The sequence below is a fragment of the Pararhizobium antarcticum genome (genome assembly GCF_001885585.1).
GTDB classification, from domain to species: domain Bacteria; phylum Pseudomonadota; class Alphaproteobacteria; order Rhizobiales; family Rhizobiaceae; genus Pararhizobium; species Pararhizobium antarcticum.
This window is the reverse complement of record NZ_LSRP01000024.1, coordinates 46,488-71,552: the sequence shown is the minus strand read 5'-3', so window position 1 is coordinate 71,552 and position 25,065 is coordinate 46,488. Positions and strand designations below refer to the sequence as shown.

24 protein-coding genes are annotated in these 25,065 nt (G+C 61.7%); 17 read left to right on the top strand and 7 right to left on the bottom strand.

Annotated elements, in window-relative coordinates:
- Positions 1–25: 25 nt before the first annotated feature.
- The 3 genes from AX760_RS03225 to groES all read right to left on the bottom strand — a co-directional run bounded on the left by AX760_RS03225 (position 26) and on the right by groES (position 3,369).
- The gene (locus AX760_RS03225; protein ID WP_071831490.1) at positions 26–469 is read right to left on the bottom strand and encodes a hypothetical protein; all 444 of its coding nucleotides are present in this window, start codon (positions 467–469) and stop codon (positions 26–28) included.
- Positions 470–1,361: 892 nt separating this feature from the next.
- Positions 1,362–3,005, bottom strand: a complete 1,644-nt coding sequence (groL, locus tag AX760_RS03220; RefSeq protein WP_071831388.1) for a chaperonin GroEL — start codon at positions 3,003–3,005, stop codon at positions 1,362–1,364.
- A 67-nt stretch (positions 3,006–3,072) separates the two neighbouring features.
- The gene (gene groES / locus AX760_RS03215; RefSeq protein WP_071831387.1) at positions 3,073–3,369 is read right to left on the bottom strand and encodes a co-chaperone GroES; all 297 of its coding nucleotides are present in this window, start codon (positions 3,367–3,369) and stop codon (positions 3,073–3,075) included.
- 269 nt (positions 3,370–3,638) lie between these two features.
- On the opposite strand from groES, the gene AX760_RS03210 reads away from it, so the two are divergent.
- The 4 genes from AX760_RS03210 (at position 3,639) to AX760_RS03195 (ending at position 7,856) form a co-directional block, all read left to right on the top strand.
- Positions 3,639–4,472, top strand: a complete 834-nt coding sequence (locus AX760_RS03210) for a chromate resistance protein ChrB domain-containing protein (protein ID WP_071831386.1) — start codon at positions 3,639–3,641, stop codon at positions 4,470–4,472.
- A complete protein-coding gene (gene chrA / locus AX760_RS03205) occupies positions 4,465–5,829 on the top strand; it encodes a chromate efflux transporter (RefSeq protein ID WP_071831385.1) in 1,365 nt (454 codons plus the stop codon). Before AX760_RS03210 ends, chrA begins: the two co-directional genes overlap by 8 nt.
- Positions 5,830–5,951: 122 nt before the next feature.
- Complete coding sequence (locus tag AX760_RS03200) at positions 5,952–6,800, top strand: TIGR01459 family HAD-type hydrolase (protein WP_071831384.1); 849 nt, start codon at positions 5,952–5,954, stop codon at positions 6,798–6,800.
- A gap of 75 nt (positions 6,801–6,875) precedes the next feature.
- Complete coding sequence (locus AX760_RS03195) at positions 6,876–7,856, top strand: bifunctional riboflavin kinase/FAD synthetase (protein WP_071831488.1); 981 nt, start codon at positions 6,876–6,878, stop codon at positions 7,854–7,856.
- Here AX760_RS03195 and AX760_RS03190 read toward each other — a convergent pair whose 3' ends face one another.
- Together AX760_RS03190 and parS are read right to left on the bottom strand one after the other, a co-directional pair.
- Positions 7,857–8,291: an RES family NAD+ phosphorylase gene (locus tag AX760_RS03190; protein ID WP_071831382.1), complete on the bottom strand. Its 435-nt coding sequence runs from the start codon at positions 8,289–8,291 to the stop codon at positions 7,857–7,859. It abuts the gene before it with no gap.
- A 3-nt stretch (positions 8,292–8,294) separates the two neighbouring features.
- Positions 8,295–8,708, bottom strand: coding sequence for a type II RES/Xre toxin-antitoxin system antitoxin (parS, locus tag AX760_RS03185; protein WP_071831381.1), 414 nt, complete (start codon positions 8,706–8,708; stop codon positions 8,295–8,297).
- A 311-nt stretch (positions 8,709–9,019) separates the two neighbouring features.
- Here parS and ileS point away from each other — a divergent pair, with 311 nt between their 5' ends.
- The 3 genes from ileS (at position 9,020) to AX760_RS03170 (ending at position 13,426) form a co-directional block, all read left to right on the top strand.
- Positions 9,020–12,022: an isoleucine--tRNA ligase gene (gene ileS, locus AX760_RS03180; RefSeq protein ID WP_071831379.1), complete on the top strand. Its 3,003-nt coding sequence runs from the start codon at positions 9,020–9,022 to the stop codon at positions 12,020–12,022.
- A gap of 137 nt (positions 12,023–12,159) precedes the next feature.
- Positions 12,160–12,777, top strand: coding sequence for a hypothetical protein (locus AX760_RS03175; protein ID WP_071831376.1), 618 nt, complete (start codon positions 12,160–12,162; stop codon positions 12,775–12,777).
- A gap of 172 nt (positions 12,778–12,949) precedes the next feature.
- The gene (locus AX760_RS03170) at positions 12,950–13,426 is read left to right on the top strand and encodes a GNAT family N-acetyltransferase (protein ID WP_071831375.1); all 477 of its coding nucleotides are present in this window, start codon (positions 12,950–12,952) and stop codon (positions 13,424–13,426) included.
- 11 nt (positions 13,427–13,437) lie between these two features.
- Here AX760_RS03170 and AX760_RS03165 read toward each other — a convergent pair whose 3' ends face one another.
- On the bottom strand, positions 13,438–13,887 hold the full coding sequence (locus AX760_RS03165) for a nucleoside deaminase (RefSeq protein WP_071831373.1): 450 nt from the start codon (positions 13,885–13,887) through the stop codon (positions 13,438–13,440).
- 77 nt (positions 13,888–13,964) lie between these two features.
- On the opposite strand from AX760_RS03165, the gene AX760_RS03160 reads away from it, so the two are divergent.
- Genes AX760_RS03160 through AX760_RS03150 form a run of 3 tightly spaced genes read left to right on the top strand, consistent with a single transcriptional unit; the run spans position 13,965 to position 17,582 of the window.
- The gene (locus tag AX760_RS03160; protein WP_139276233.1) at positions 13,965–16,118 is read left to right on the top strand and encodes a pseudouridine synthase; all 2,154 of its coding nucleotides are present in this window, start codon (positions 13,965–13,967) and stop codon (positions 16,116–16,118) included.
- 6 nt (positions 16,119–16,124) lie between these two features.
- Complete coding sequence (gene rsmD, locus AX760_RS03155) at positions 16,125–16,685, top strand: 16S rRNA (guanine(966)-N(2))-methyltransferase RsmD (protein WP_071831372.1); 561 nt, start codon at positions 16,125–16,127, stop codon at positions 16,683–16,685.
- 21 nt (positions 16,686–16,706) lie between these two features.
- A complete protein-coding gene (locus tag AX760_RS03150) occupies positions 16,707–17,582 on the top strand; it encodes a patatin-like phospholipase family protein (RefSeq protein WP_071831370.1) in 876 nt (291 codons plus the stop codon).
- A 3-nt stretch (positions 17,583–17,585) separates the two neighbouring features.
- On the opposite strand, the gene AX760_RS03145 is transcribed toward AX760_RS03150, so the two are convergent.
- Positions 17,586–19,451 (bottom strand): monovalent cation:proton antiporter-2 (CPA2) family protein, encoded by a 1,866-nt coding sequence (locus AX760_RS03145; RefSeq protein WP_071831369.1) that lies wholly within the window; start codon positions 19,449–19,451, stop codon positions 17,586–17,588.
- A 151-nt stretch (positions 19,452–19,602) separates the two neighbouring features.
- Here AX760_RS03145 and AX760_RS03140 point away from each other — a divergent pair, with 151 nt between their 5' ends.
- The 7 genes from AX760_RS03140 (at position 19,603) to AX760_RS28105 (ending at position 24,908) form a co-directional block, all read left to right on the top strand.
- Positions 19,603–20,949, top strand: a complete 1,347-nt coding sequence (locus tag AX760_RS03140; protein ID WP_071831367.1) for a TldD/PmbA family protein — start codon at positions 19,603–19,605, stop codon at positions 20,947–20,949.
- A gap of 72 nt (positions 20,950–21,021) precedes the next feature.
- Complete coding sequence (locus AX760_RS03135) at positions 21,022–21,837, top strand: 3'(2'),5'-bisphosphate nucleotidase CysQ (RefSeq protein WP_071831487.1); 816 nt, start codon at positions 21,022–21,024, stop codon at positions 21,835–21,837.
- 57 nt (positions 21,838–21,894) lie between these two features.
- A complete protein-coding gene (locus AX760_RS03130; RefSeq protein WP_071831366.1) occupies positions 21,895–22,131 on the top strand; it encodes a DUF4170 domain-containing protein in 237 nt (78 codons plus the stop codon).
- A gap of 88 nt (positions 22,132–22,219) precedes the next feature.
- The gene (gene waaA / locus AX760_RS03125) at positions 22,220–23,533 is read left to right on the top strand and encodes a lipid IV(A) 3-deoxy-D-manno-octulosonic acid transferase (RefSeq protein WP_071831362.1); all 1,314 of its coding nucleotides are present in this window, start codon (positions 22,220–22,222) and stop codon (positions 23,531–23,533) included.
- 53 nt (positions 23,534–23,586) lie between these two features.
- Complete coding sequence (locus AX760_RS03120) at positions 23,587–24,294, top strand: HAD family hydrolase (RefSeq protein WP_071831361.1); 708 nt, start codon at positions 23,587–23,589, stop codon at positions 24,292–24,294.
- Positions 24,295–24,445: 151 nt separating this feature from the next.
- On the top strand, positions 24,446–24,709 hold the full coding sequence (locus tag AX760_RS03115; RefSeq protein ID WP_071831360.1) for a hypothetical protein: 264 nt from the start codon (positions 24,446–24,448) through the stop codon (positions 24,707–24,709).
- Between the two features lie 4 nt (positions 24,710–24,713).
- Positions 24,714–24,908 (top strand): hypothetical protein, encoded by a 195-nt coding sequence (locus AX760_RS28105; RefSeq protein WP_071831359.1) that lies wholly within the window; start codon positions 24,714–24,716, stop codon positions 24,906–24,908.
- Positions 24,909–25,065 lie beyond the last annotated feature (157 nt).

Here is a 25,065-nt window from a genome sequence, read left to right as displayed (position 1 = left end):
TCCGGAAACGGCGCTTTTGCCGGTTCTATTGACGGTTGAGGATCTGATTCTTCGAGTCCACCTGGAACCGGGGGAAGAAGAAAACACCCAGCATCGAGCCGGAATAGCGCTGTTCGAGGCCGAAGGATTCGCCGATGCAGAACAGCGGTTGTTTCTGGCCCGAGGCCATCACGATGGTGGTGGAAAAACAGAAGGACGAGGAGTTGGTCGCCGCCTGTTCGAACAAAGCCAGCACATGGTTTCGGTCGGCGGCGTCATAGCAGCGGACGAGGTTCAGGAGGCCGCACTCCGCATGTTGGAGACCATGGGTCGACGTTGCCATCTCGCCCAGCTTGAAAAGACCGTTCGACAGGTCGCCGGACCAACTCTCTGCTACGCAGAGTTGTCCCAGCATGTCCCGGCCCGCTTCATCCGGGGCAAAAGACGGCAGGGGCGGCTGGAAAATGCCGGATCGGGCAATTTTAAACACGGTTGCCCCCAGCATTTTCAGTGTGTTTGCGCATCATCGATTTTTCCATCGGGGTGTTACAGCGACTACAGTGGATTTTGCTGGAAGCATTGCCGAATACACTGTAAATAATTCTCAGAATTCAAACCCGGAACGTTTGAAAACCAAATATTCTCGTTGTGTGACCAGGCAGAATGTTCGGGCAAAAATGACCTTTTTGCTTGGGAACACGTATATGCTTTGGGCCTGCCGATCAAAGGGAAGTTTGATACACAGTTAATACAGCCAATTTGAATGGACGGGCATTGCGTGTGTCCATTTGCAAGTGCACGTGAGTCTTCCCCGTACGGAGATTATCCTTATAGTTGTTTTTTTTACTCTACAATGATTTTCTGGCCATTTTCTTCCATCCTCGCCGACCTTTCACGTCGGTAGGGGGCGCCACTGACAGCCTGGTTTTGCGCGCCGGTTTTGCGTGCCTTCGTGCGTAACAGCAGGCGTATGCGCAGACTGTGACCAGACCATGGGTCAAACGAACGGGAGCAAACTATGCTTGGGTCTTTTGCAGCCACCTGAGAGCGAAGCGCTGCATTCGAAGTGTTCGGACTGCCTGTCGATTTAACTGTCCCAAGCCGCCAAAGAAAAAAGGCGGACCCTGCGGCCCGCCCTTTCCAGATAGTGCGAATGGTTGTCATTCCGCAACAAGGCAGAAGCCTTATTCCATCATGCCGCCACTTCAGCGCGCTTGACGCGCTGAAGCACTTTAAGACATGGGCGAAGCATTGCATTCGGTGTGGTCGGACTGCCTATCGATTTAACTGTCCCAAGCCGCCAAAGAAAAAGGCGGACCCTGCGGCCCGCCCTTTCCAGATAATGCGAATGGTTGTCATTCCGCAATAAGGCAGAAGCCCTATTACATCATGCCGCCCATGCCGCCCATGCCACCCATGTCAGGCATGCCGCCGCCGGCGGAGTCCTTCTTAGGGGCTTCAGCAATCATGGCTTCGGTGGTGATCAGCAGCGAGGCAACCGAAGCTGCATTCTGCAGAGCTGTGCGAACAACCTTGACCGGGTCGACGATACCCATGGCGATCATGTCGCCATATTCGCCGGTCTGGGCGTTGTAGCCGAAGTTGTCAGTGTCGCTTTCGAGGATCTTGCCGACGATGATCGAACCTTCATCGCCTGCGTTTTCAGCGATCTGGCGAACCAGCGACTGAAGCGACTTGCGGATGATGCTGATACCGGCGTTCTGATCGTCGTTGGCGCCCTTGATGTCGAGGACGACGGAAGCGCGAAGCAGGGCAGTACCACCGCCTGGAACGATACCTTCCTGAACGGCAGCGCGCGTTGCGTTGAGCGCGTCGTCGATGCGGTCCTTCTTTTCCTTGACTTCGATTTCAGTTGCACCGCCGACGCGGATGACGGCAACGCCGCCAGCGAGCTTGGCAAGACGTTCCTGCAGCTTCTCGCGGTCGTAGTCGGATGTGGTTTCTTCGATCTGGCCCTTGATCTGCGCAACGCGGCCTTCGATTTCGGCCTTCTTGCCGGAACCGTCGACGATCGTTGTGTTTTCCTTGGAGATCGAAACCTTCTTCGCACGGCCGAGCATTTCGAGCGTTACGTTTTCCAGCTTGATGCCGATGTCTTCGGAGATGACCTGGCCACCCGTCAGGATCGCGATGTCTTCCAGCATGGCCTTGCGGCGATCGCCGAAGCCCGGTGCCTTGACGGCAGCAATCTTCAGGCCGCCACGCAGCTTGTTGACGACGAGCGTTGCAAGAGCTTCGCCTTCGACGTCTTCCGAGATGATCAGGAGCGGCTTGCCGGTCTGAACGACGGCTTCCAGAACCGGAAGCATGGCCTGCAGGTTGGAGAGCTTCTTCTCATGGAGAAGAATGTAGGCGTCTTCCAGCTCGGCAACCATCTTTTCAGGGTTGGTTACGAAGTAAGGGCTGAGGTAGCCGCGGTCGAACTGCATGCCTTCGACGACTTCGAGTTCGGTTTCGGCGGTCTTGGCTTCTTCAACCGTGATGACGCCTTCATTGCCGACCTTCTGCATCGCTTCAGCGATGTACTGGCCGATTTCCTTTTCGCCATTGGCAGAGATCGTGCCGACCTGGGCCACTTCTTCCGAAGTGTTGATCTTCTTGGCCTTGGCAACGAGGTCCTTGACGACGGCTGCAACAGCGAGGTCGATGCCGCGCTTCAGGTCCATCGGGTTCATGCCGGCTGCAACGGCCTTTCCGCCTTCGCGAACGATGGCCTGGGCGAGAACGGTTGCAGTGGTCGTGCCGTCACCGGCGATGTCGTTGGTCTTCGAAGCAACTTCGCGGACCATCTGGGCGCCCATGTTTTCGAACTTGTCTTCGAGTTCGATTTCCTTGGCGACAGAAACGCCGTCCTTGGTGATGCGCGGTGCGCCGAAGGACTTGTCGATGATGACGTTGCGACCCTTCGGGCCGAGCGTGACCTTGACTGCGTCAGCGAGGATATCGACGCCGCGCAGCATCTTTTCGCGCGCGATGCGGCCGAACTTAATTTCTTTGGCTGCCATGTTAAAAACTCCCGGGCTGATGCCCAATTGGTTTTCTGGAATAGTGGATGAAGATCAGCGGCTCAAATCAGCCGATGACGCCCATGATGTCGGCTTCCTTCATGATCAGAAGGTCTTCGCCGTTGAGCTTGACTTCGGTGCCCGACCACTTGCCGAACAGAACGCGATCGCCAGCCTTGACGTCGAGCGCGATGAGCGTGCCCTTGTCGTCACGGGTGCCGGTGCCGACGGAGACGATTTCGCCTTCCTGCGGCTTTTCCTTGGCGGTATCGGGAATGATGATGCCGCCCTTGGTCTTGGCTTCAGCCTCGATACGGCGGACGACGACGCGGTCGTGCAGCGGGCGGAAATTGGTGCTTGTCATTGTCTAATCCCTCGATCAAATGACTTCACGGATCGTCAATATGCGACCCGATGGATGGATGTTAGCACTCCTCTTATGTGAGTGCTAGCGGCTTGGAGATAAGGATGGCCGCGGCTTGAGTCAAGAACGACGTGCCATAAAATTTTGTCCGCGCAGGTGTGTTGACTTGGATTTGTGTTTTTTGTTTAACGGACCGATGGGGTCTGCGAATGCCCCACGAGGCGTCATGCCGGAATTTCGCGTCCAGTCTCAAAAGTAGGACGTAAATCATGGCCTCGTATAATTCCATCTCGATCGAAAAGCTTGCCCGCCTCATCGGAACTCCGAACGCGCCTGTCATCATCGACGTGCGCGATGATGGGGATTTTGATGCCGGGCATGCGCTGCTTCCGTCGTCCATTCGGCTGCCCTATGCCACTGTCCGGGATTGGGCGGGCGAGTATCGAGGTCGTTGGGTCGTCATCCTGTGCCAGAAGGGCAAAAAGCTCAGCGAGGGTGTGGCTGCCTGGCTTCGAAACGCCGGTGCTTCGGCTGAAATACTGGAGGGTGGCTTTAGTGCCTGGCAAGTCGCCGGCCTGCCACTTGTACCGGTCGCGGCCATCCCGGGTGCTGTTAGTACTGGCGGGACCGTATGGGTCACGCGTTCGCGTCCGAAGATCGACCGCATCGCTTGCCCATGGCTGCTGCGGCGCTTTGTCGATCCCAAGGCGACCATTCTCTTCGTGGCGTCGTCCGAGGTCGAGGCTGTGGCGGAACGGTTTGGAGCGATGCCATTCGATATCGAGGGTGTCTTCTGGAGCCATCGCGGAGAGGGGTGCACTTTCGACACGATGATCTCGGAGTTCGGTCTTTTCTTCCCGGCCCTGCAGCGTCTGGCTTTGATCGTTCGTGCCGCCGATACCGACAGTCTCGATCTGGTGCCCGAGGCCTCCGGCCTGCTCGCAGCTTCTCTCGGTCTTTCGCGGATGTTTGCCGATGACCTTGAGCAACTCGAAGCTGGCATGCTGCTTTATGATGCTTTTTATCGCTGGGCCCGTGATGCGACGCGGGAAAAGCACGAATGGGTGTCGCACGTGCCGAAAAAGGGAAACAAGGATGCGTGAACGCCATTTGTCGGCAGAGGCACCACCCCATCCCACCTTGGCCGAAGCCGCCCGCGTCTGGGGCCGGATCGGGCTGCTCAGCTTCGGCGGACCCGCCGGCCAGATCGCCCTGATGCACCGGGAACTGGTCGATGAGCGCCGGTGGGTATCGGAAAGCCGGTTCCTGCATGCGCTCAATTATTGCATGCTGCTTCCAGGCCCCGAGGCACAGCAGTTGGCGACCTATATCGGCTGGCTGCTGCACGGAACGCGCGGCGGCATCATTGCCGGAACGTTGTTTATCCTGCCCGGCTTTTTCGTCATTCTGTCGCTGTCCACGGCCTATGCGCTGTTTCAGGAGACGGACTGGCTGACGAGCCTGTTCTTCGGACTGAAGGCCGCCGTGCTTGCCATTGTCGTCGAGGCGGTGATCCGCGTCGGACGGCGGGCGCTGAAAACGCGGTTTGCCCTTGTTCTTGCGTGTCTTGCCTTTGCCTGCCTGTTTTTCTTCGCCGTGCCGTTTCCGCTGGTGGTCTTTGCGGCTGGCCTTGCCGGTTATGTCATGGCGCGGTTGCAGCCGGCCCTGGGGGCGAGCGAGGCCGCGGCACGAGCGGCGCTGGCCGACAAGCCTTCGGTGATCGGCGCTGATTTCAGGCAGGAGGCGGCATCGCGCGGACGCATGATCCGCATGCTCTGCACCTGGCTGCTGCTCTGGATCGCTCCCTTCATTCTCATCGGAGCCGCAGTCGGCTTCGACAATACCTTCACTGCCATCGGCCTGTTCTTTTCCAAGATGGCCGTGGTCACCTTCGGCGGCGCCTATGCGGTGCTCGCCTATGTCGCCCAGCAGGCGGTCGAAACCTACCAGTGGCTGAAACCCGGCGAGATGCTGGACGGACTGGCGCTGGCGGAAACCACACCTGGCCCGCTTGTCCTGGTTCTGACCTTTGTCGGCTTCATGGGCGCCTTTCGCGCGCCGGTCGGGCTTGATCCGCTGCTCTCCGGTTTCATTGGCGCGTCGCTGGCGACATGGGTGACATTCGTCCCCTGTTTCCTCTGGATCTTTCTCGGCGCGCCCTATGTCGAAACCCTGCGCAACAACAGGGCGCTGTCTGCGGCCCTGTCGGCAATCTCTGCGGCCGTGACCGGCGTCATTCTCAATCTTGCGCTCTGGTTTGGCCTGCATGTGCTGTTTGCCGATGTCGGGCGCTTCGAGGCCGGGCCGATTTCAATGCCGCTTCCGGATCCGGCGACGCTGCAGCCGGCCGCCCTTGCCCTGTCGCTGCTGGCCGCCATCCTGCTCTTTCGGCTGAAACGCGGGGTGGTGACGACGCTCGCCGTCTGCGCGGCGGCAGGCTTCCTGCTGCAACTGGTTTGACCGATTGCGCTGTTGCGCAGGCCTGAAAGCTTGGAATTCCGCAGCGAATTTCAGGATTATGTCTTGTCTTTTCGGTGCTTCCTTGCGATGTCAGCCGGACATTTCTTCTGCGGGAAGCCAGCATGGCCGTTCGGATCAACAGTTTTCGCGATATCGCCAGCCGCTATGATGTGGTCCTGTGCGATGTCTGGGGCGTGCTCCACAACGGTATCGAGGCGTTCAAGGACGCATGCGATGCGCTGACGGAAGCGCGGGCGAAAGGCGTCACGGTCGTTCTGATCACCAATTCGCCGCGTCCGCATCCGGGTGTCGTCGTCCAGATCCGTGGTCTCGGTGTTCCCGACAGCGCCTATGACCGCATCGTCACCTCTGGCGATGTCACCCGCGCGCTGATTTCTGCCGGTCCGAAAAAGATCTATTTCATCGGCGCCGAGCGTGACCTGCCGCTGCTCGAAGGGCTGGGTGTCGAGCTGGTTTCCTCCGAAGATGCGCAGATGGTCGTCTGTGCCGGCTTCTTCGATGACGAGGGCGAAACCGCCGAAGACTACCGCGTCACGCTGTCTGGCCTGGTGAAGCGCAAGATCCCCTTTATCTGCGCCAATCCCGACCTCGTCGTCGAGCGCGGCCACCGGTTGATCCCCTGCGCCGGGGCCATCGCCAAGGTCTATGAGGATCTCGGGGGCGAAACGCGGATTTCCGGCAAGCCCTATATCCCGATCTACCGGGCCTCGCTGTCCGAAGCCAAGGCCGTGCGCGGCGGGATTGATCTCACCCGCGTTATCGCGGTCGGCGACGGCATGCCGACCGACGTCAAGGGCGCGCAGGATTTCGGCCTCGACCTGCTCTATATCAGCGCCGGCATCCATGCCCGGGAATACATGATCGAGACGAAGACCGACGAGGCCAAGCTGACCGCCTTCCTGAAGAGCGAGGGCGCAACGCCGAAATGGTGGATGCCCCGCCTTGCCTGATGAAATGCCTTGCTTGAATTATTGCCGGGCCCGAAAGAATGCCAGGCCTGACACTGCATGACGGATGCGACTGACATGACGGTTTTTCATCGCAACGAAACCCGCGAGCCACTGCCTGAAAATCTGCGTGGCGGCGTGATTGCCATCGGCAATTTCGACGGTGTGCATCGCGGTCATCAATCGGTGCTCGACCGCGCCCTGGACGAAGCCCGCGCCCGGGGTGTGCCGGCCCTCGTTTTGACATTCGAGCCGCATCCGCGCAGCGTCTTTCGCCCGGATCGACCGGTCTTCCGGCTGACGCCGGCGCCGCTCAAGGCGCGCATCCTCGAAGGCATGGGCTTTGCCGCCGTCATTGAATATCCGTTCGACCGCAATTTTTCAGAGCTCTCGGCGTCCGATTTCATCCGGTCCGTGCTGATCGACTGGCTGCATGCGAGCCACGTCGTCACCGGGTTCGATTTTCATTTCGGCAAGGGCAGGGAAGGCGGCCCGGCCTTCCTGATGGCAGCCGGTGGCGACAACGGGTTCGGGGTAACGCTGGTCGATGCCTTTCGCGATGAAGGCGCTTCGGTCATCTCCTCCAGCCATATTCGCGGCCTGCTCGGCGAGGGCGACGTTGCCCAGGCCGCAGGGCTGCTCGGCTACCGCTACACGGTGGAGGCCGAGGTGATCGGCGGCAAGAAACTCGGCCGCACGCTGGGCTATCCGACCGCCAATATGCAATTGCCGCCGGAAGTCGAGCTTCGCAACGGCATTTATGCCGTGCGCTTCCGCCGCGCCGATGGCAGCAGCCACAAGGGCGTCGCCAGCTTCGGCAAGCGCCCGACGGTCGCCAGCAACGGCATCGCGCTGCTCGAAACCTTCGTCTTCGACTTCGACGCCGATCTCTATGGCGAAATCTGTTCTGTCTCCTTCTTCGGCCATCTGCGCGACGAGCTGAAATTCGACGGCCTCGATGCGCTGGTCGTCCAGATGAAGAAGGACGATGCCGAAGCCCGCGCGCTTCTCTCAGGCGTCACGCCGCTCAGCCCGATCGACGACAAGCTGGCCTTCTGATTATCGCAAAAGCCGGCTGTCGAAGGGGTAGCGAATGGCTTTCTCGATCTTCAGCCTGTTGGCATCGGGATGGCGGGGATTGATGATGAAATTGGTCGCTTCCGGCATGATAACCGAAGGGACCGGGATCAGGCAGCAGCTGTTCTCCGCAAGCAGGCCGCTGCCTTCGCGCCGGGTCCAGTCCAGATCATCGAACTGTGCGTGATCCATGGAGATCGTGGCGACGGCGACATCATCAGGGCAATCGATCTTCAAAAGCTGATAGTCATCAGGCAGATCTTCGATATCGACATGGACCAGAATTTCGAGAAGGCATGTCGAGGGATGGTCGCAGCAATAGACCACCGGGATACCTTTTTCGTGCCAGCGGCCGGCCGCAATCAGTCCGCCATCGCCGGAAAGGTCGGCATAATTGGAGACGCGCCAGAGGATCATGGCTCAGGCAAAAATCCCGTGGTCGATCCGGTGCAGCACGTCCTCTACAAGTCGCGCGCCCGTCTCGGACTCGAGCAGGTCCAGCGGCACGATCCCGTCGAGACCGCGATTGGGCTTGCGCAGCCAACGCCGCGCCTTTTCCGGGTTCTCAAAGACACGGTCGGCCATCTCGACGACGCGCATCAGCCTGATAGCGCTGTCGTTTTCCGCAACGGTCAGCCGTTCTCCCTTGGCGATGCGTCGTGCCAGCGTCCGGCGCGGGGCCACAAAACGGTAGAGTTCATCCATGGTGAAGCCGAGCGCAGTGAGGCTCGAAACTGTCCAGCCGTCGAAATGCTTCATCAGGCCTTTCGAGGCAATATCCAGCCGTTCACGAATGTCCGTGCTATCGATGATTTCCTGCCGTTGTGCATCCATCAGATCAGCTCCCTGCCATCTGCCCACAAATATACGCGCATCTGGCACAATGCACAACGGCGCCGCTTTCCCCGCCCGTCGCATCCCAGTTTCCTCTTCCTTTCCAGCGGAAAACCCCTTAAAGAACCGGCACCATGAGCCCTCGTCGTCGATTGATGATTGATCTGCGAATTACAGGCCCGGCCTTCCGCGCGCTTTGATGGCTGCCGGGAGGTCCGGGTTTTCGGCGTTGCCCGCAGCGCCCCTCCGCCACTCTCCAATTTTCCGTTCGCATGCGCGGCCAGTCGCGCCCAGAGACGATTGCAACATCCATGACCGAAACTGCCGAAAAACTCGATTATTCCAAGACACTCTATCTGCCCGAAACCGAATTCCCGATGCGCGCAGGCCTGCCGCAGAAGGAGCCGGAAATGGCCGCCAAATGGCGCCAGATGGACCTCTACAAGAAGCTGCGCGCGTCTGCCGCTGGCAGGGAAAAGTTCGTGCTGCATGACGGCCCGCCCTATGCCAACGGCAATATCCATATCGGCCATGCGCTCAACAAGGTGCTGAAGGACGTCATCACCCGCTCGTTCCAGATGCGCGGGTTCGATGCCAACTACGTGCCGGGCTGGGATTGCCACGGCCTGCCGATCGAATGGAAGATCGAGGAAGCCTATCGCGCCAAGGGCAAGGACAAGAACGACGTCCCGATCAACGAATTCCGCAGGGAATGCCGCGACTTCGCCCAGGGCTGGATCGACATCCAGTCGGAAGAATTCCGCCGCCTCGGCATCGAGGGTGATTTCGACAAGCCCTACACGACGATGAACTTCCACGCGGAAGCCCGCATCGCCGGCGAACTGCTGAAGATCGCCAAATCCGGCCAGCTCTATCGCGGTTCCAAGCCGATCATGTGGTCGGTCGTCGAGCGCACGGCGCTGGCCGAGGCTGAGGTGGAATATCACGAGGTCGAGAGCGACACGATTTGGGTGAAGTTTCCGGTGGTGAGCATGGATATGTCGAGGCACAGCTTTGCGGCAGGCGTTGCAAATGTCCAGAATTTGGATCGAGCTCCGGGTGAAGCTGTTGCACTGCCCGAAGACTTGGCATTTGTTAAGGATCTGACGTCCGCCTCCGTCGTCATCTGGACCACCACGCCGTGGACGATCCCCGGCAACCGCGCGATCTCTTACTCGTCGCGCATCGAATACGGCCTTTATGAAGTCACCGAAGCCGTCAACGATTTCGGACCGCAGCCGGGCGAAAAGCTGATCTTCGCCAAGCGTCTGGCAGAGGATTGCGCCACCAAGGCCAAAGTCACCTTCAAGCTGGTCCGAGACGTCACTGGCGCCGAACTCTCCGCCATCACCTGTGCCCACCCCCTTGCATCCCTCGGCTACGACTTTCTCGTCCCCCTCCTCGACGGCGATCACGTCACCGACGATGCCGGCACCGGCTTTGTCCACACGGCGCCATCGCACGGCCGCGAAGACTTTGAAGCCTGGATGGCCAATGCCCGTGCGCTGGAAGCGCGCGGCATCTCGTCGAAAATCCCCTTTACCGTCGGCGATGACGGTTTCTACACCGACGAAGCCACCGGTTTCGGCCCGTCGGCCGAAGGCGGTGCTGCCCGCGTCATGGATGACAACGGCAAGAAGGGCGACGCCAACAAGCGGGTCATGGATGCGCTGATCGCGGCCGGCAACCTGTTTGCCCGTGGCCGGATCAAGCATGAATACCCGCATTCCTGGCGCTCGAAGAAGCCGATCATCTTCCGCAACACGCCGCAATGGTTCGTCTACATGGACAAGGAACTGGGCGACGGCACGACGCTGCGCTCGCGCGCTCTGTCGGCCATCGACGACACCCGCTTCGTGCCCGCCGCCGGCCAGAACCGCCTGCGCGCCATGATCGAGGGTCGCCCGGACTGGGTATTGTCGCGCCAGCGTGCCTGGGGCGTGCCGATCTGCGTCTTCGCGGATGCTGAAGGCAATGTTCTGCAGGACGAAGAGGTCAACACCCGCATCCTCGCAGCCTTCGAGAACGAAGGCGCCGATGCCTGGTTTGCCGCAGGTGCCAAGGAACGGTTCCTGGGCAATGCCCATGATGCCGACAAGTGGCAGATGGTGTCAGACATCCTCGACGTCTGGTTTGATTCAGGCTGCACCCACACGTTTACGCTGGAAGACCGCCCGGACCTGAAATGGCCGGCCGACGTCTATCTCGAAGGCTCCGACCAGCATCGCGGCTGGTTCCACTCGTCGCTGCTCGAAAGCTGCGCGACGCGTGGCCGTGCGCCCTATGACGCAGTCGTCACCCATGGGTTCATCATGGATGAGAAGGGCGAGAAGATGTCGAAGTCGAAGGGCAATGTCACGGCGCCGCAGACCATCATGAAGGATGCCGGCGCCGACATCCTGCGCCTCTGGGTCATGTCGTCGGACTATGCCGAGGACCTGCGCGTCGGAAAGACGATCATCCAGACCAATATCGACAGCTACCGCAAGATCCGCAACACCCTGCGCTGGATGCTCGGCACGCTCGCCCACGACAAGGGCGACGAGATTGCCTATGCCGAGCTGCCGGAACTCGAAAAGCTGATGCTGCATCGGCTCTTCGAACTCGATCAGCTAGTGCGCAAGGCCTATGACGAATTCGACTTCAAGCGCATCACCCGCGCGCTTACCGATTTCGCCAATGTCGAGCTGTCGGCCTTCTATTTCGACATCCGCAAGGATACGCTCTATTGCGATGCGCCGTCGAGCGTCAAGCGCCGCGCGTCCCTGTTCGTCATCCGCAAGCTGTTCGATTGCCTGGTTCTGTGGTTTGCGCCGATGATGCCGTTCACCACCGAAGAGGCCTGGCTGTCGCGCGATCCGAATGCCGTTTCGGTGCATCTGGAACAGTTCCCGGATATCCCGGCCGACTGGTCGAACGACACCGTCGCCGAAAAGTGGAGACAGGTCCGCACCGTGCGCCGTGCCGTCACCGGCGCGCTGGAAGTCGAGCGCAAGGACAAGCGGATCGGCTCCTCGCTCGAGGCAGCCCCGGTCGTGCATGTCGCCGATGCAGCCCTTCTGGCAGCCCTTGACGGTCTCGACTTTGCCGAGATCTGCATCACCTCGGATATCACGGTTGTCGCCGGCGAAGGACCGTCGGATGCGTTCCGTCTCGAGGATGGCACGAAGGTATCCGTCGAGCCGAAACTGGCGGATGGCGTCAAATGCGCCCGCTCGTGGAAGGTGACGCGGGATGTCGGGTCTGACCCCGCCTATCCCGATGTGTCGGCCCGTGATGCGGCGGCGCTGAAGGAACTGGGCTTTTCCGCTTAACGGATAATTTACCGGGTGAATTGCGCTTTCGCCTCTCATCCGGTAAAACCTGCCTGAAATTTGGCGGATTTATCCGTCATGGGGCGCAGGGTGCTGTCTGGACTGGTGTTCGTGCCAGCATTGCTGGAAGGGTTTTCATGAGCGTGACGCGAGAGTTTCGAGGGATTGCCGGTATTGTCGGCGTTGTTATGGGCAGTGCTCTGCTGACCGGCTGCATCGGCGGTCCGACCTATGGAACCGACAAGACCGCCGGCGAACATCTGATGGATGACCTGGGCAGCGCGGTTTCCTTCCAGTCAGGCCCCAAGAGCAACGTCAAGTATCAGCCGCGTCCATCGCTGGTTCTGCCGCCATCGCAGGAGCAGGCGTCTCTGATCCAGCCACAGCAGTCTGTTGCCACCAAGGACAACCCGCAATGGCTTGAATCGCCGGAAGAGACACGCTTGCGCCTCGTCGCCGAGGCGGACGAGAACAGCGACCAGATCGGCTATGTTTCTCCGCTTGCCAAATCCAATGCCAATGGCCGTCGCCTGACCGCCAAGGAGCAGCAGGCTGCCTATCGCGAAGCCCGCAAGATCGAGATGGGCGCCTATTCCGACAAGCGCCGCTTCCTCAGCGATCCGCCGCTCGCCTATCGCGCCCTTCCGGAAGAGGCCAAGGCCGATCTCGGCGAAGACGAGAAGGTCAAGGAGCGTCGCCGCAAGAAGGAAGCCGAGGTCAAGGGTAGTGGCAAGAAATGGTGGGATGTATTCTAGATCGTGACATCTTCGACCGCTCCGAGCGGTTCGACAGATAATGTCGCACTCTTGAAGACCACCAGCAACGCCATGATTCTAGCAGCCTGCATGCGGCAATTGATCTGCGAGATCACGGCTGAGGGGTTTCAAATGTCAAAAGCGTCCCACTCGGTCCCCGCGCACGGTTGCCATGTTTGAGATCCGCCGCGCCGCACCCGAAGACGCCGAGACGATCCTGCGGTTCATCACCGAACTTGCCGTCTACGAAAAGGCCGGCGACGAAGTCGAGGCAACAGTCGAGAGCGTGCGGTCATCGCTGTTTGGCCCGTCCTCCGTCTGCGAGGCGGCCATCTGCGAGACGCATGGTCTGCCGGTCGGCTTTGCCGTCTGGTTCTACAGCTATTCGACCTGGAAGGCCCGCAACGGGCTGTATCTCGAAGACCTCTACATCACGCCGGACCAGCGCGGCAGCGGTGCCGGCCGCCAGATGCTGCGCTATATGGCGCGTGTCGCGGTCGAAAAGGGCTGTGCCCGTTTTGAATGGAGCGTGCTCGACTGGAACACCCCGGCGATCCGCGCCTATGACGCGATCGGTGCCGAGCCGCAGACTGAATGGATCCGCTACCGGATGAGCGGCCGGACGCTGTCTGATTTCGCCGCCGGCTGATCCCGCCTTGGTTAGCGCCGGCCTGCAAAAAACCCTTTCAGGATCTCCGAAGCCTCCAGCGCCGCCAGTCCGGAATAGACCTCCGGCGCATGATGGCAGGTCGGCTGGCCGAAGAAGCGGACGCCGCTCTCGACACCGCCGCCCTTTGCATCGTCGGCGCCATAATAGAGACGGCGGATGCGGGCAAAGGAAATGGCGGCTGCGCACATCGTGCAGGGTTCGAGCGTCACATAGAGATCGGCCCCCGACAATCGCTCCGCGCCGATCGTGGCGGCGGCCTGCCGGATCACCTCGATTTCGGCATGGGCGGTGATGTCGTTGCGCTCGCGGGTGCGGTTGCCGGCGCTGGCGAGAACCTCGCGGTTGAGCACCAGAACTGCGCCGACCGGAACCTCGCCACGCTCTGCCGCAAGCCGGGCCTCACCGAGCGCGAGGTCCATGAAACGGTTTGTCTCGGCCATTTGACGACCCTGTGATAATTTCTCTTAACGCATCAGTCCCGACCTGATAGGACAGCCGCAAAAGGCAGGCAACACAAATGACATTCAAAGACAAGCCCCAGCGGCCCGGCGGCAAGCCGACCGGTGACAAGACCCGCGACAGGAAGCCCGCTTCCGAAGCGCGCAAGCCCGATGCGTCCGATTCCGGCGTCGAAAAGCCACGCAAGCCCCGGGTTTCGGCGGCGGCCGCGGCTGCCACCGGCGAAGAGCCGCAGCGCATCTCCAAGATCATGGCCCGCGCCGGCGTCGCTTCGCGCCGCGACATCGAGCGTATGATCATGGAAGGCCGCGTCCGGTTGAACGGCAAGCTGCTCGACAGCCCGGTCGTCAACGCGACGCTCTCCGATCATATCGAGGTCGATGGCGAGCCGATCCGCGGCATCGAGCGCACCCGTCTCTGGCTCTACCACAAGCCGACCGGCCTGGTGACCACCAATTCCGATCCGGAAGGCCGCCAGACTGTTTTCGACAACCTGCCGGAAGATCTGCCGCGCGTGCTGTCGATCGGCCGTCTCGACATCAACACCGAAGGCCTTTTGCTCCTGACCAATGATGGCGGTCTGGCCCGGGTTCTCGAACTGCCGTCGACGGGCTGGCTGCGCCGCTACCGCGTGCGCGCCCATGGCACGATCGAGCAGGCCGAACTCGACAAGCTGAAGGACGGCATCGCCGTCGACGGCGTGCTCTATGGCTCGATCGAGGCGACGCTCGACAAGGTGCAGGGCGCAAATGTCTGGATCACCATGGGTCTGCGCGAAGGCAAGAACCGCGAGATCAAGAACGTCATGGGCGCGCTTGGCCTCGACGTGAACCGGCTGATCCGTATCTCCTATGGTCCGTTCCAGCTCGGCGAACTGGCCGAAGGCAAGGCCCAGGAAATCCGCGGCCGCACCCTGCGCGACCAGCTCGGGCCCCGCCTGATCGAAGACGCCAAGGCCAATTTCGATGCGCCGCTGTTCGACAATGCGCCGGCGGAAGAAGAAAAGCCGCAGAAGAGCGAATGGTCGTCCAAGCCCGAGCGCCCCGAACGCGGTGCCTTCCGCGAAAAGCCGGAGGACAAGCGCGAACGCGCTTTGTCGCGCCTCGATACCCGACGCGACGACACCCGGCGTGACGACAGAAGCGGCGGCCGTCCCGAGCGGGCGGGTCGCCCGGATCGTGGTCCGGAACGCGGCGGCCGCGATGCGCCGCCTGCACGATTTGACGACCAGCCGAAGCGCGAACCGGGTTTCAGGGCCCGCAAGGCGAATGTCTGGATGGCCCCGGGCGCCCGCCCCGTGGCCGAACGCAAGCCGAAGGATGACGCCGCCACGGATGCGAGCGAGAAGCCCGTCCGTCGCGCCCGTCCGGAAGGCGCGCCCAACGTCAAGCGCTATGGCAAGACCAAGGACGGCTCGCCGATGAAATCGGCGCGCAAGTTCGATCCGGATCGCAAGAAGGCAAGCGTCTACGATCGTCCCGATCGCGGCCCGCGCGTCGTGGTCACCCGCGACGATGACGACAAGGACTGGATTCGCGCAACTGAAGAGCCAAGCCGCGATGATGCGCGTGGTGGTGACCGCAAGCGCGGCGGTGGCGATGATCGCGCCCCGCGTGGTTTCGGCGACCGTGCCCAAAGCGACCGCAAGCCGCGCGAGGAACGTTCGTTCGGCGATCGTCCGGCAGGCGACCGCAAGCCACGCCCGGAGGGAGCACGCTCCTTCTCCGACAAGCCACGCTCTGATCGGCCCGGTTCTGACAGGCCAGGATCCGATAGGCCAGGATCCGATAGGCCAAGATCCGACAGACCAAGAGATGATCGCCCGCAGGGCGACCGACCGCGCAAGCCGTTCGGCGAAAAGTCCTTCAGCCGCGACGATGGCGCCGAGCGCAAGCCGCGCGCTTTCAGCGACCGTCCCCCCCGGGGTGATCGTCCCCAAGGCGATCGTCCGCCACGGGGTGATCGTCCTCAAGGGGATCGCCCCCAGGGAGACCGTCCGCCGCGTCGCGATGGTGATCGGCCGTTCGCAGGCAAGCCCTCGGGCGACAGGCCTTCCGGCGGAAAATCCTTCGGCGCGAAACCGGGCGGGGCAAAACCGTTTGGCGCTCGTGCAGGCGGTCCCGGCGGCAAGCCGGGCGGTCGTCCCGCTGGCGGCAAGCCGGCCGGTGGACGTCCTTCCGGCGGCGGCAAGCCGCGCGGTCGGGGCAACTGACCGGTCGTGCGGATCGTCGGCGGTGAATTTCGCGGGCGTTCGCTTGCGTCCCCGAGTTCCAGCGACATCCGGCCGACAACGGACCGGACGCGCGAGAGCCTGTTCAACATCCTGAGCCACGCCTATCCGGAGGCTCTGGACGACACGCGGATCCTTGACCTCTTTGCCGGTACCGGCGCGGTGGGGCTGGAAGCCCTGTCGCGCGGTTGCCGTCAGGCGCTGTTCGTCGAGACCAGTGCCGAAGGCCGGGGCCTGCTGCGCACCAATATCGAAGCTTTCGGCCTGCAGGGCAGGGCGAAAGTCTACCGGCGCGATGCAACGGATCTTGGCCCGGTTTCGACCGTCGATCCCTTTCATTTTGTCTTTGCCGATCCGCCCTATGGTCTGGGGCTGGGGGAAAAGGCCCTTGCGTCCGCCGCATCCGGCCGCTGGCTTCTGCCGGATGCGTTGGTCATCCTTGAGGAGCGTGCCGATGTGCGCCCGGTGCTACAGGACGGTTTCGACTTCATCGAGGACCGTGTTTTCGGCGACACCCGGATGCACTTCTACCGTTTTCGCGCACCGTAAGATCCGGATCGGGAGCCAGGGATGAGCGATAGTCCGGCGTCAGTGACTGCGTTGAAAAGTGCCACGCCCACCGTTGCCATTGCCTTTGGCGGTGGCGGCGCGCGCGGTCTTGCGCATATCCATGTGATCGAGGCCTTTAACGATCTCGGCATTCGCCCGGTGGCGATCGCCGGCTCGTCGATCGGCGCCATCATGGGCGCCGGCATGGCGGCAGGCTTGCGCGGCACGGAGATTCGCGAGCATGTTCTTGCCACGATCGGCCGCCGCCGCGAGGTGATGAACCGCATCTGGAGCCTGCGTCCGACAAATCTGGCTTCGGCGATGGCGGGCGGCTTTCGCGTCGGCCAGTTCAATCTTGAGCGGCTGCTGAAGGTCTTCCTGCCGGAGACGATCCCGGCGGATTTCTCAGGTCTCGGCATTCCGCTCAAGGTCATCGCCACCGATTATTACGGCCAGAGCGAGCGCATCGTCGAGAGCGGCGATCTCTATCAGGCCTTAGCGGCGTCCTGCGCCCTTCCGGCCATGTTCATGCCGGTGCGCATCGATGGCCGGGTGATGATTGATGGCGGTATCTACAATCCGGTGCCCTTCGATCATCTCCTGGGGCTCGCCGATATCGTCGTCGGCGTCGATGTCGTTGGCGGCCCGGAAGGCGATGGCGAGACCATGCCGAGCCGTATCGACAGCCTGTTCGGCGCGAGCCAGCTGATGATGCAGTCGATCATCGCCATGAAGATCAAGGCGCATCCGCCCGATATCCTGCTGCGTCCCGAGGTCAGCCGCTTCCGGGTGATGGATTTCCTGAAAGCCCAGGACGTTCTCAATGCGAGCGCCGGCATCCGCGATCAGGTCAGGACGGCCCTTGACGCGGCCTTCGAGGCCCACGCCAGACGTTGATGGCTACTCTGCACCGACGATCGTGTCGCTGGCCTTCGGTGCGCCGTCGCGCGGCGTGTTGGACAGGATCTCGTCGTCGTTGTCCGCCGTGGGAAGGACTTCCCGCTTCGGCTTGACCAGCGGTGTCGGTTCCGGACGGACGGGCTGGAAATGCAGCATGTCACGGCCGGCGCTGATGCCTTCGGCCTCCTGCAGGGCAAGCCGGGCCTCGTCGCGCCGTCGGATGTCGTCGGTAATCGCCAGTGCCTCATTGTCGCCGACACCAAGCGATTCCAGCGTCCGGCGCCCGAACAACAAGCCTGATTCGAAGGTTTCGCGCAGTTCGTAGTCGACACCACGAGCCCGCAAGGTCAGCGTGTGCAGGCGATCATAAGCGCGCGCAAAGATCCGCGCATTCGGATATTCCGCCTGGACCATGTCGATGATCCGGTCGGTGATTTCTGCCTTGTGGGTGCAGATGGCAACGATCTTGGCGCGCTCGATGCCGGCCGCCCGCAACACGTCAAGGCGGGTCCCGTCGCCGAAATAGATGCGGAAGCCGAAGGTCGCGGCCTGGCGCACACGCGCTGCGGAGTGATCGATGATCGTCACGTCGCGGCCGCCGGCAAGCAGGATCTGCGAGGCAATCTGGCCGAAGCGTGAAAAGCCGATCATCAGCACGTCAGCACCGGCCCCTTCGAAGTCCTCTTCCAATTCCTCGGTCGCGTCCGCCTGTTCCTGCATCAGAAGTCCTGCAAGTGCCGAGGCCGGCGGCGTCAGCGCCATGGACAGGGTGACGATGACGATCAGAAGGGAGGCGGTGCTGGAGGAAAACACACCGGCTGCGGCGGCTGCGGTGAACAGCACGAATCCGAACTCGCCGCCCTGCGGCAACAACAGGCCGATCCGCACCGCGTCATTGTGCGGCGAACCGGTCACGCGACAGAGGCCGTAGATCACCAGCGCCTTGATCACCATCAGCAGCGGCACGGCAAGAAGAATCAGAACGTAGTTTTCGACGATCACGTCGATCTGTAGCGACAGGCCGACGGCCATGAAGAACAGCGCCAGCAAAAGCCCGCGGAACGGCTCGATGTCGGCTTCGAGTTCATGCCGGTAGGAGGATTCGGCCAGCATCACGCCGGCGAGAAAGGCGCCCATCGCCATGGACAGCCCGGCCAGCTGCATGATGGTGGCAGCCCCCATGACGATCAGCAGCGCGGCAGCGATCATGACTTCGCGCGCACCGGTGCGCGCGATGATCTGGAACACCGGGTTGAGCACGTAGCGGCCGGCTATGACCAGCGCCAGGATCGCAGCGATCGCAACCCCGAAATCGTAGAGCGGCGACGTCGTGTCCTCCGGCGCTTGCAGGGCGATCAGCGGGATCAGCGCCAGGAGCGGGACGATGGCGAGGTCCTGCAGCAAGAGCAGCGAAAACGTCCGCTGGCCGTAGCGCGTATTCGTATCGTTTTTCTCGTCGAGGATCTGCAGGGCAAAGGCGGTGGACGACAAGGCAAGGCCGAAGCCGGTCACGACGCTGCCGGCCCAGTCGAGAATGCCCGTCTCGTAGACGATGGCCGAGACAATGCCGCCGGTCAGCATGACCTGCGCCGTCCCCAGACCGAAAATGTCGCGGCGCATCTGCCAGAGCCGCGATGGCTTCAGCTCGAGCCCGATGACGAACAGCAGGAAGACGATTCCGAGTTCGGCGAAACCGAGGATCTGTTCGCCCTCGGTGATTTGCTTTAGAAGCGGGCCGATGACGACGCCGGCGGCGAGATAGCCGAGAACGGTCCCAAGGCCGAGCTTCTTGAAGATGGGCGCCGCGATCACAGCGCCGCCCAGAAGCAGAAGGGCCTGTGAATAGAGGGCTGGCGTCGTCGACATGCAGGTGTCTTTCTCATCGAGTCCGCGCTGGTCCGGTGTTTTTCACGGGCTCGCGTGGCATTCATGGCAGGGATAGAGCACAAGAATCATAGGATGCCCTTGATGCTTCCTGTACTGCACAATAAATGGGACAGGAATGAAAGGCCAAATCATGACAAACACTATCGATTCCGGCGCGCTACAGATGCGCGCGTCGCAACTGATCGACCTCGCGCTGAAGGCCGGCGCCACGCAGGCCGATGCAGTGGTCGTGCGCGGCCGCTCGCGTTCCGTCTCGGTTCGGCTGGGCAAGGTCGAAGCGACCGAGTCCTCCGAGAGCGATGATTTCTCGTTGCGGGTCTTTGTCGACCGTCGCGTCGCCAGCGTTTCGGCCAATCCCGGTTTTGATCTCAAGGTACTGGCCGAGCGGGCGGTGGCCATGGCCAAGGCCTCGCCGGAAGATCCTTTTGCAAGTCTCGCCGATCCCGACAGGCTTGCCCGTTCCTACCCCGATCTCGAGCTGTTCGACCCGACCGATGTTTTGACGGAAGCGCTGACGCAAGCGGCCCTGGCTGCGGAAGAGGCGGCCCTTGCCGTGCCCGGCGTTACCAATTCCAGCGGCGCCGGTACGTCTGCGGGCATGGGCGGGCTGGTGCTTGTCACGTCGGCCGGATTTTCCGGCTCCTATATGGGCACCCGTTTCGGACGCTCGGTCAGCGCCATTGCCGGCGACGGCACGAAGATGGAGCGCGACTATGATTTCGACAGCCGCCTTTATTTTGCCGACCTGAAGGACGCCTCCGAAATCGGCCGCACCGCCGGTGAAAAGGCCGTTGCGCGCATCGGCGCACGCCAGATGCCGACGCAGAAAAATGTTACCGTCGTTTTTGATCCGCGCATGGCGCGCGGTTTTGCAGGCCACATTGCCGGGGCCATCAACGGCGCGTCCGTTGCCCGCAAGACCAGCTTTCTGCGCGACATGATGGACAAGCCGATTCTCAAGGCCGGTATCCATGTCACCGACGATCCGCTGGTCGTTCGCGGCTCGTCGTCGCGCCCCTTCGACGGTGAAGGCATCAGCGGCGAGAAGCTGTCGATGATCGAGGACGGCGTGTTGCGCCACTGGTTCCTGTCGACCTCGACGGCCCGCGAACTCGGCCTCCAGACCAATGGCCGCGGCGTGCGGGGCGGTCCGGCCGTCAATCCCGGATCGACCAATTTTGCCATCGAGCCCGGCACCGTGTCGCGCGCGGATCTCATCCGCAGCATCGGCACGGGGTTCTATGTCACGGAACTGATCGGTCAGGGTGTCAACATGATCACCGGCGAATACAGCCGTGGCGCGTCCGGCTTCTGGATCGAGAATGGCGAGCTTGCTTTCCCGGTCTCGGAAGTGACCATTGCATCCAACCTGAAACAGATGTTCATGGCTCTGACGCTGGCCGACGACATCGACCGCAAATATGGCGTTGCCGCACCGACACTGGCAATCGAAGGCATGACGCTCGCTGGCACGTGAGCGCGCGATCAGGCCGGACGACGAAATTGAAAACAGACGCGGCATGCCATGCCGCGGGAATTGGACACGCGCATGACTGCCGTTCACCCTTCGCAGGACCCCTGGGTCGAAGACCTCGCGCTGATCACCGATGCCGCCCGTGCGGCCGGCGAAAAGGCGATGACCTATTTTCGCCAGGATCCGGACGTCCAGTGGAAGAACGGCGGACGCTCGCCGGTCAGCGAAGCCGACTACGCCGCCAATGACATTCTGAAGGAACGGCTTCTGGCCGCCCGGCCAGCCTATGGCTGGCTGTCGGAGGAGACCGATGACGACGAGGCGCGTCTCGGCTGCGAAACCCTGTTTGTCGTCGACCCGATCGACGGTACCCGCGCCTTCATAGCCGGAAAGGATGTCTGGTGCATCAGCGTCGCGGTTGTCCACCGCGGCCGGCCGGTGGCCGGCGTGCTCTTCGCCCCGGCGCTGGACGAACTGTTCCAGGCAAGCGAGGGCGGTTTCGCCAGCAAGAACGGCGCGGCAATCCTTGTCCGCGCCCCGCCGGCCGGTGAAACGCTGAAGATCGCGCTGGCCGAGGATACCATCGTCCGGCTGGAGGGCGGCTATCGCACCGGTGTCTCGCGCATCTCCCACGTGCCGTCGCTGGCCTACCGGATCGCGATGATCGCGGACGGGCGGATCGATGGAACGGTGGTCAAGACCAACTCGCACGACTGGGATCTGGCGGCAGCCGACCTGATACTCGAAAAGGCCGGCGGCATCCTTGCCAGCCTTGATGGGCAGCTGCTTTCTTACAATCGCCCCAATGTTCGTCGCACGGTTCTGTGCGCCGCCGCAGGGCCTTTGCTTCCGGCGCTGATCGCGGCAGCGCAGGGTCTGGAGGGCCATTGACCTTTCCGGGCAATTGCCGCAAACCACACTAAACAAGACAAGAAAACGGAAAGTCAGATGGCTCAGACCCCAGAAAAGAAACAGCGCCTGCATCTCGTATTCGGCGGCGAGCTGACGACACTGACCAGTGTCGAGTTCCGTGACCTGGGCAAGCTCGACATTGTCGGCATCTTCCCTGATTACGAAACGGCTCTGACCGCCTGGAAGTCCAAGGCGCAGATGACCGTCGACAATGCCCATATGCGCTACTTCATCGTCCACATGCACCGGATGCTCGATCCGGAAAACGATTGATGCTGATGTCGGCCGGCTCTCAGGCGCCTGCGCGCGCTTGCGCTGAAACGCGTCGTGTCCTGCCCGATGGACAGCGGAAGGTCCGTTCATGACCAATCTGTTTGCGCGGCTGGCGCTGGGCGGATATCGCTGGGTCGGCACGGCGATCTATCCGCTGATCGGCCCCTATCTCGCCGTGCGTGTCGCCAAGGGCAAGGAAGATTCCGCCCGACGCCGCGAACGTTATGGTTTTGCAAGCGAAGCGCGTCCGCGCGGACCGCTCGTCTGGTTTCATGCCGCAAGCGTTGGCGAGACCCTGGCCGTCATTCCGCTGATCAAGGAAGTCCGCCGTCGCGGCATCGCCGTGGTCCTGACAACAGGCACGAAAACCTCGGCTGCCGTTGTCACGGAGCGCCTTGGGTCTTCCGTGATCCACCAGTATGTGCCGCTCGATTTCAAGCCGTCGGTCAGTCGTTTCCTGGACTACTGGGAACCGGATCTGGCGATCATTGCGGAATCGGAAATCTGGCCGATGACCATCATCGAACTTGGCCAGCGCCACATTCCACAGGTGCTGGTCAATGGCCGCCTGTCGGACCGTACCTTCGCGCGCTGGAAGAAGCGCCCAGCGCTGGCGGATGCCCTGTTCGAAAACCTGGCGCTGGTGATTGCCCAGTCGGAGGTCGATGCAGAACGGTTCCGCACGCTCGGTGCCCTGCCGGTCATGGTCTCCGGAAATCTCAAGGTCGACACGGACGCACCACCCCACGATGCCAAGGCGCTGAAGCAATACCAGACGCAGATCGGCACCCGGAAGACCTGGGCGGCGATCTCGACCTTCGAGGGTGAAGAGGCCGCCGCCGGCGTCGTTCACCGCGCGCTCAAGGAGCGCACAGGCCTTCTCACGATCATTGTGCCGCGTCATCCGGACCGCGCCGATGCCATCGAGGCCATGCTGAAGGCCAAGGGGCTCACGGTCGCACGCCGCACCCGCAACGATGCCCTGACGGCGGAGACCGACGTCTTTCTCGGCGATACGATTGGCGAGATGGGGCTTTACCTGCGGCTGACCGAGGTGGCGTTTGTCGGTCGATCGCTGTTTGCCGAAGGCGGACAGAACCCGCTTGAGCCCGCCATGCTCGGCTGCGCCATCCTGTCGGGCGGCAATGTCCAGAATTTTCGCGAGACCTACCAGATGCTCGCCAAGAACGGCAGCGCCAAGATCATCCGCGATGTCGAGATGCTGGCAAAGGGTGTCAACTATCTGCTCTCCAACGACGACATGCGTCGCTCGATGATCGATGCCGGCCTGGAAACCGTGCATGAAATGCGCGGTGCACTGTCGGCAACGGTCAAGGGGCTGGAGCCCTATATCAACCCGCTGACCGTCAAGGCCAGATTGCAGCCGCGCAGCGAGAGCTGACTGCGAAAACCGACAATCCCGAAGCGGAATGCCGCCCCTGACGCGAGAGACCGATGACCAAGGACAAGACCATTGCCGGCATCCTTTTCGACAAGGACGGAACGCTGCTCGATTATGCCAAGAGCTGGGTCCCCGTCAATTATGAACTGGCCCGGATAGCTGCGAAGGGTGACGAGGCCCTGGCACGCAGGCTGCTCATCGCCTGCGGCATGGACCCGGACACCGGCTATGTGACGCCGGACAGCCTGCTTGCTGCCGGAAACACGGTCGAGATCGCAACAGGCATGGTCGAGGCAGGAGCGCCATTTACCGTGGAAGCGCTGCGTGAAAAGCTCGATCATCTCTTCGCCAATTCCGCAGCCCTTGCCGTTCCGGTGACCGATCTCGCAACCTTCTTTGCGGGGCTGCACGCCAAGGGATACCGTCTGGGCGTCGCCTCCAGCGACAATGAGCGCTCGATCCGCGAGACGGCCAAACGCTTCGGCTTTGACCGCTACCTGGATTATGTTGCGGGTTATGACAGCGGCTACGGCACGAAACCGGAACCGGGCATGGTGCACGGTTTCTGTGCCGCGACCGGTCTCGCCCCGCATGAGGTGGCGGTCGTCGGCGACAACAATCACGACCTGCACATGGGCCGCAACGCCGGCGCCGGGCTGACGGTCGCGGTACTGACGGGCACAGGTTCGCCGCAGTCACTCTCGGCGGCCTCGGATCACTGCATTCCGGACATTACCGGTCTTGAAGCCGTCCTGCGCTGAAATCAGCCGTTCATCCAATCGAAAGTGTCGTGGCAAAGCCGATCCTGTCGATCAGCGCGGATTTTTTCAGTTTTTGGGACACAAAGACACGTCGGAGGGAACATTGCGGATTCCCACCAGTTAATGGGTATTGTTTTCAAGGAGACGACCCATGGCAGGATCCGAACTTCGAGCCGGCTTCACCGGCGCCCCCCGCAACGCAGACACGATCGCAGCGAAAGCGGCCGACGCCGCCCATGCCGTGAAGGAACAGGCGCTGTCCGCCAAGGATGCAGCTGCAGACCATCCGCACAGCCTGACGCTGGTCCTGGCGCTCGCAGGCGTTGCCGGTTTTCTCATTGGCCATCTTTCCGGGTTCAGGGCCGCTGAACGCCAGCTTGCCCCGCCGGAGCCGTCGAAGCGTCGATACTGGTAGCGCCATGCAGGACCGACCGACACGGGCACGCCAGCAACGCGGCGAACCCTGCACCCTGCAGGAGTTTCAACAGCGTTATAGTCTTGGTGATGAAGAAGCACTGGATCTCTACACGCGTTTTGGTCCATCGGAGATTGAACTTGATCTTCTGATGAGGGCAAAAGGAAAACGACGAGAGTCCAAGGAACCAATGGGGTGATTGTGCGTTTATATGATGGAAAACAAAGGAACCCATCATGAGCCGCATTATTTATATCGTTGGACTGGTCGTTGTTGTCATCGCTGTGCTGTCTTTCTTCGGTCTTCGTTGAACGACGTACCGATTAAAGGCAAGGATCTGTCAACATGGATCTGCC

Bases quoted from the DNA above. Each gene is read 5' to 3' on its own strand.
- groL (WP_071831388.1), bottom strand. From the start codon at position 3,005: ATGGCAGCCAAAGAAATTAAGTTCGGCCGCATCGCGCGCGAAAAGATG.
- groES (WP_071831387.1), bottom strand. From the start codon at position 3,369: ATGACAAGCACCAATTTCCGCCCGCTGCACGACCGCGTCGTCGTCCGC.
- AX760_RS03210 (WP_071831386.1), top strand. From the start codon at position 3,639: ATGGCCTCGTATAATTCCATCTCGATCGAAAAGCTTGCCCGCCTCATC.
- chrA (WP_071831385.1), top strand. From the start codon at position 4,465: ATGCGTGAACGCCATTTGTCGGCAGAGGCACCACCCCATCCCACCTTG.
- AX760_RS03200 (WP_071831384.1), top strand. From the start codon at position 5,952: ATGGCCGTTCGGATCAACAGTTTTCGCGATATCGCCAGCCGCTATGAT.
- AX760_RS03195 (WP_071831488.1), top strand. From the start codon at position 6,876: ATGACGGTTTTTCATCGCAACGAAACCCGCGAGCCACTGCCTGAAAAT.
- AX760_RS03190 (WP_071831382.1), bottom strand. From the start codon at position 8,291: ATGATCCTCTGGCGCGTCTCCAATTATGCCGACCTTTCCGGCGATGGC.
- parS (WP_071831381.1), bottom strand. From the start codon at position 8,708: ATGGATGCACAACGGCAGGAAATCATCGATAGCACGGACATTCGTGAA.
- ileS (WP_071831379.1), top strand. From the start codon at position 9,020: ATGACCGAAACTGCCGAAAAACTCGATTATTCCAAGACACTCTATCTG.
- AX760_RS03175 (WP_071831376.1), top strand. From the start codon at position 12,160: ATGAGCGTGACGCGAGAGTTTCGAGGGATTGCCGGTATTGTCGGCGTT.
- AX760_RS03170 (WP_071831375.1), top strand. From the start codon at position 12,950: ATGTTTGAGATCCGCCGCGCCGCACCCGAAGACGCCGAGACGATCCTG.
- AX760_RS03165 (WP_071831373.1), bottom strand. From the start codon at position 13,887: ATGGCCGAGACAAACCGTTTCATGGACCTCGCGCTCGGTGAGGCCCGG.
- AX760_RS03160 (WP_139276233.1), top strand. From the start codon at position 13,965: ATGACATTCAAAGACAAGCCCCAGCGGCCCGGCGGCAAGCCGACCGGT.
- AX760_RS03150 (WP_071831370.1), top strand. From the start codon at position 16,707: ATGAGCGATAGTCCGGCGTCAGTGACTGCGTTGAAAAGTGCCACGCCC.
- AX760_RS03145 (WP_071831369.1), bottom strand. From the start codon at position 19,451: ATGTCGACGACGCCAGCCCTCTATTCACAGGCCCTTCTGCTTCTGGGC.
- AX760_RS03140 (WP_071831367.1), top strand. From the start codon at position 19,603: ATGACAAACACTATCGATTCCGGCGCGCTACAGATGCGCGCGTCGCAA.
- AX760_RS03135 (WP_071831487.1), top strand. From the start codon at position 21,022: ATGACTGCCGTTCACCCTTCGCAGGACCCCTGGGTCGAAGACCTCGCG.
- AX760_RS03130 (WP_071831366.1), top strand. From the start codon at position 21,895: ATGGCTCAGACCCCAGAAAAGAAACAGCGCCTGCATCTCGTATTCGGC.
- waaA (WP_071831362.1), top strand. From the start codon at position 22,220: ATGACCAATCTGTTTGCGCGGCTGGCGCTGGGCGGATATCGCTGGGTC.
- AX760_RS03120 (WP_071831361.1), top strand. From the start codon at position 23,587: ATGACCAAGGACAAGACCATTGCCGGCATCCTTTTCGACAAGGACGGA.
- AX760_RS03115 (WP_071831360.1), top strand. From the start codon at position 24,446: ATGGCAGGATCCGAACTTCGAGCCGGCTTCACCGGCGCCCCCCGCAAC.
- AX760_RS28105 (WP_071831359.1), top strand. From the start codon at position 24,714: ATGCAGGACCGACCGACACGGGCACGCCAGCAACGCGGCGAACCCTGC.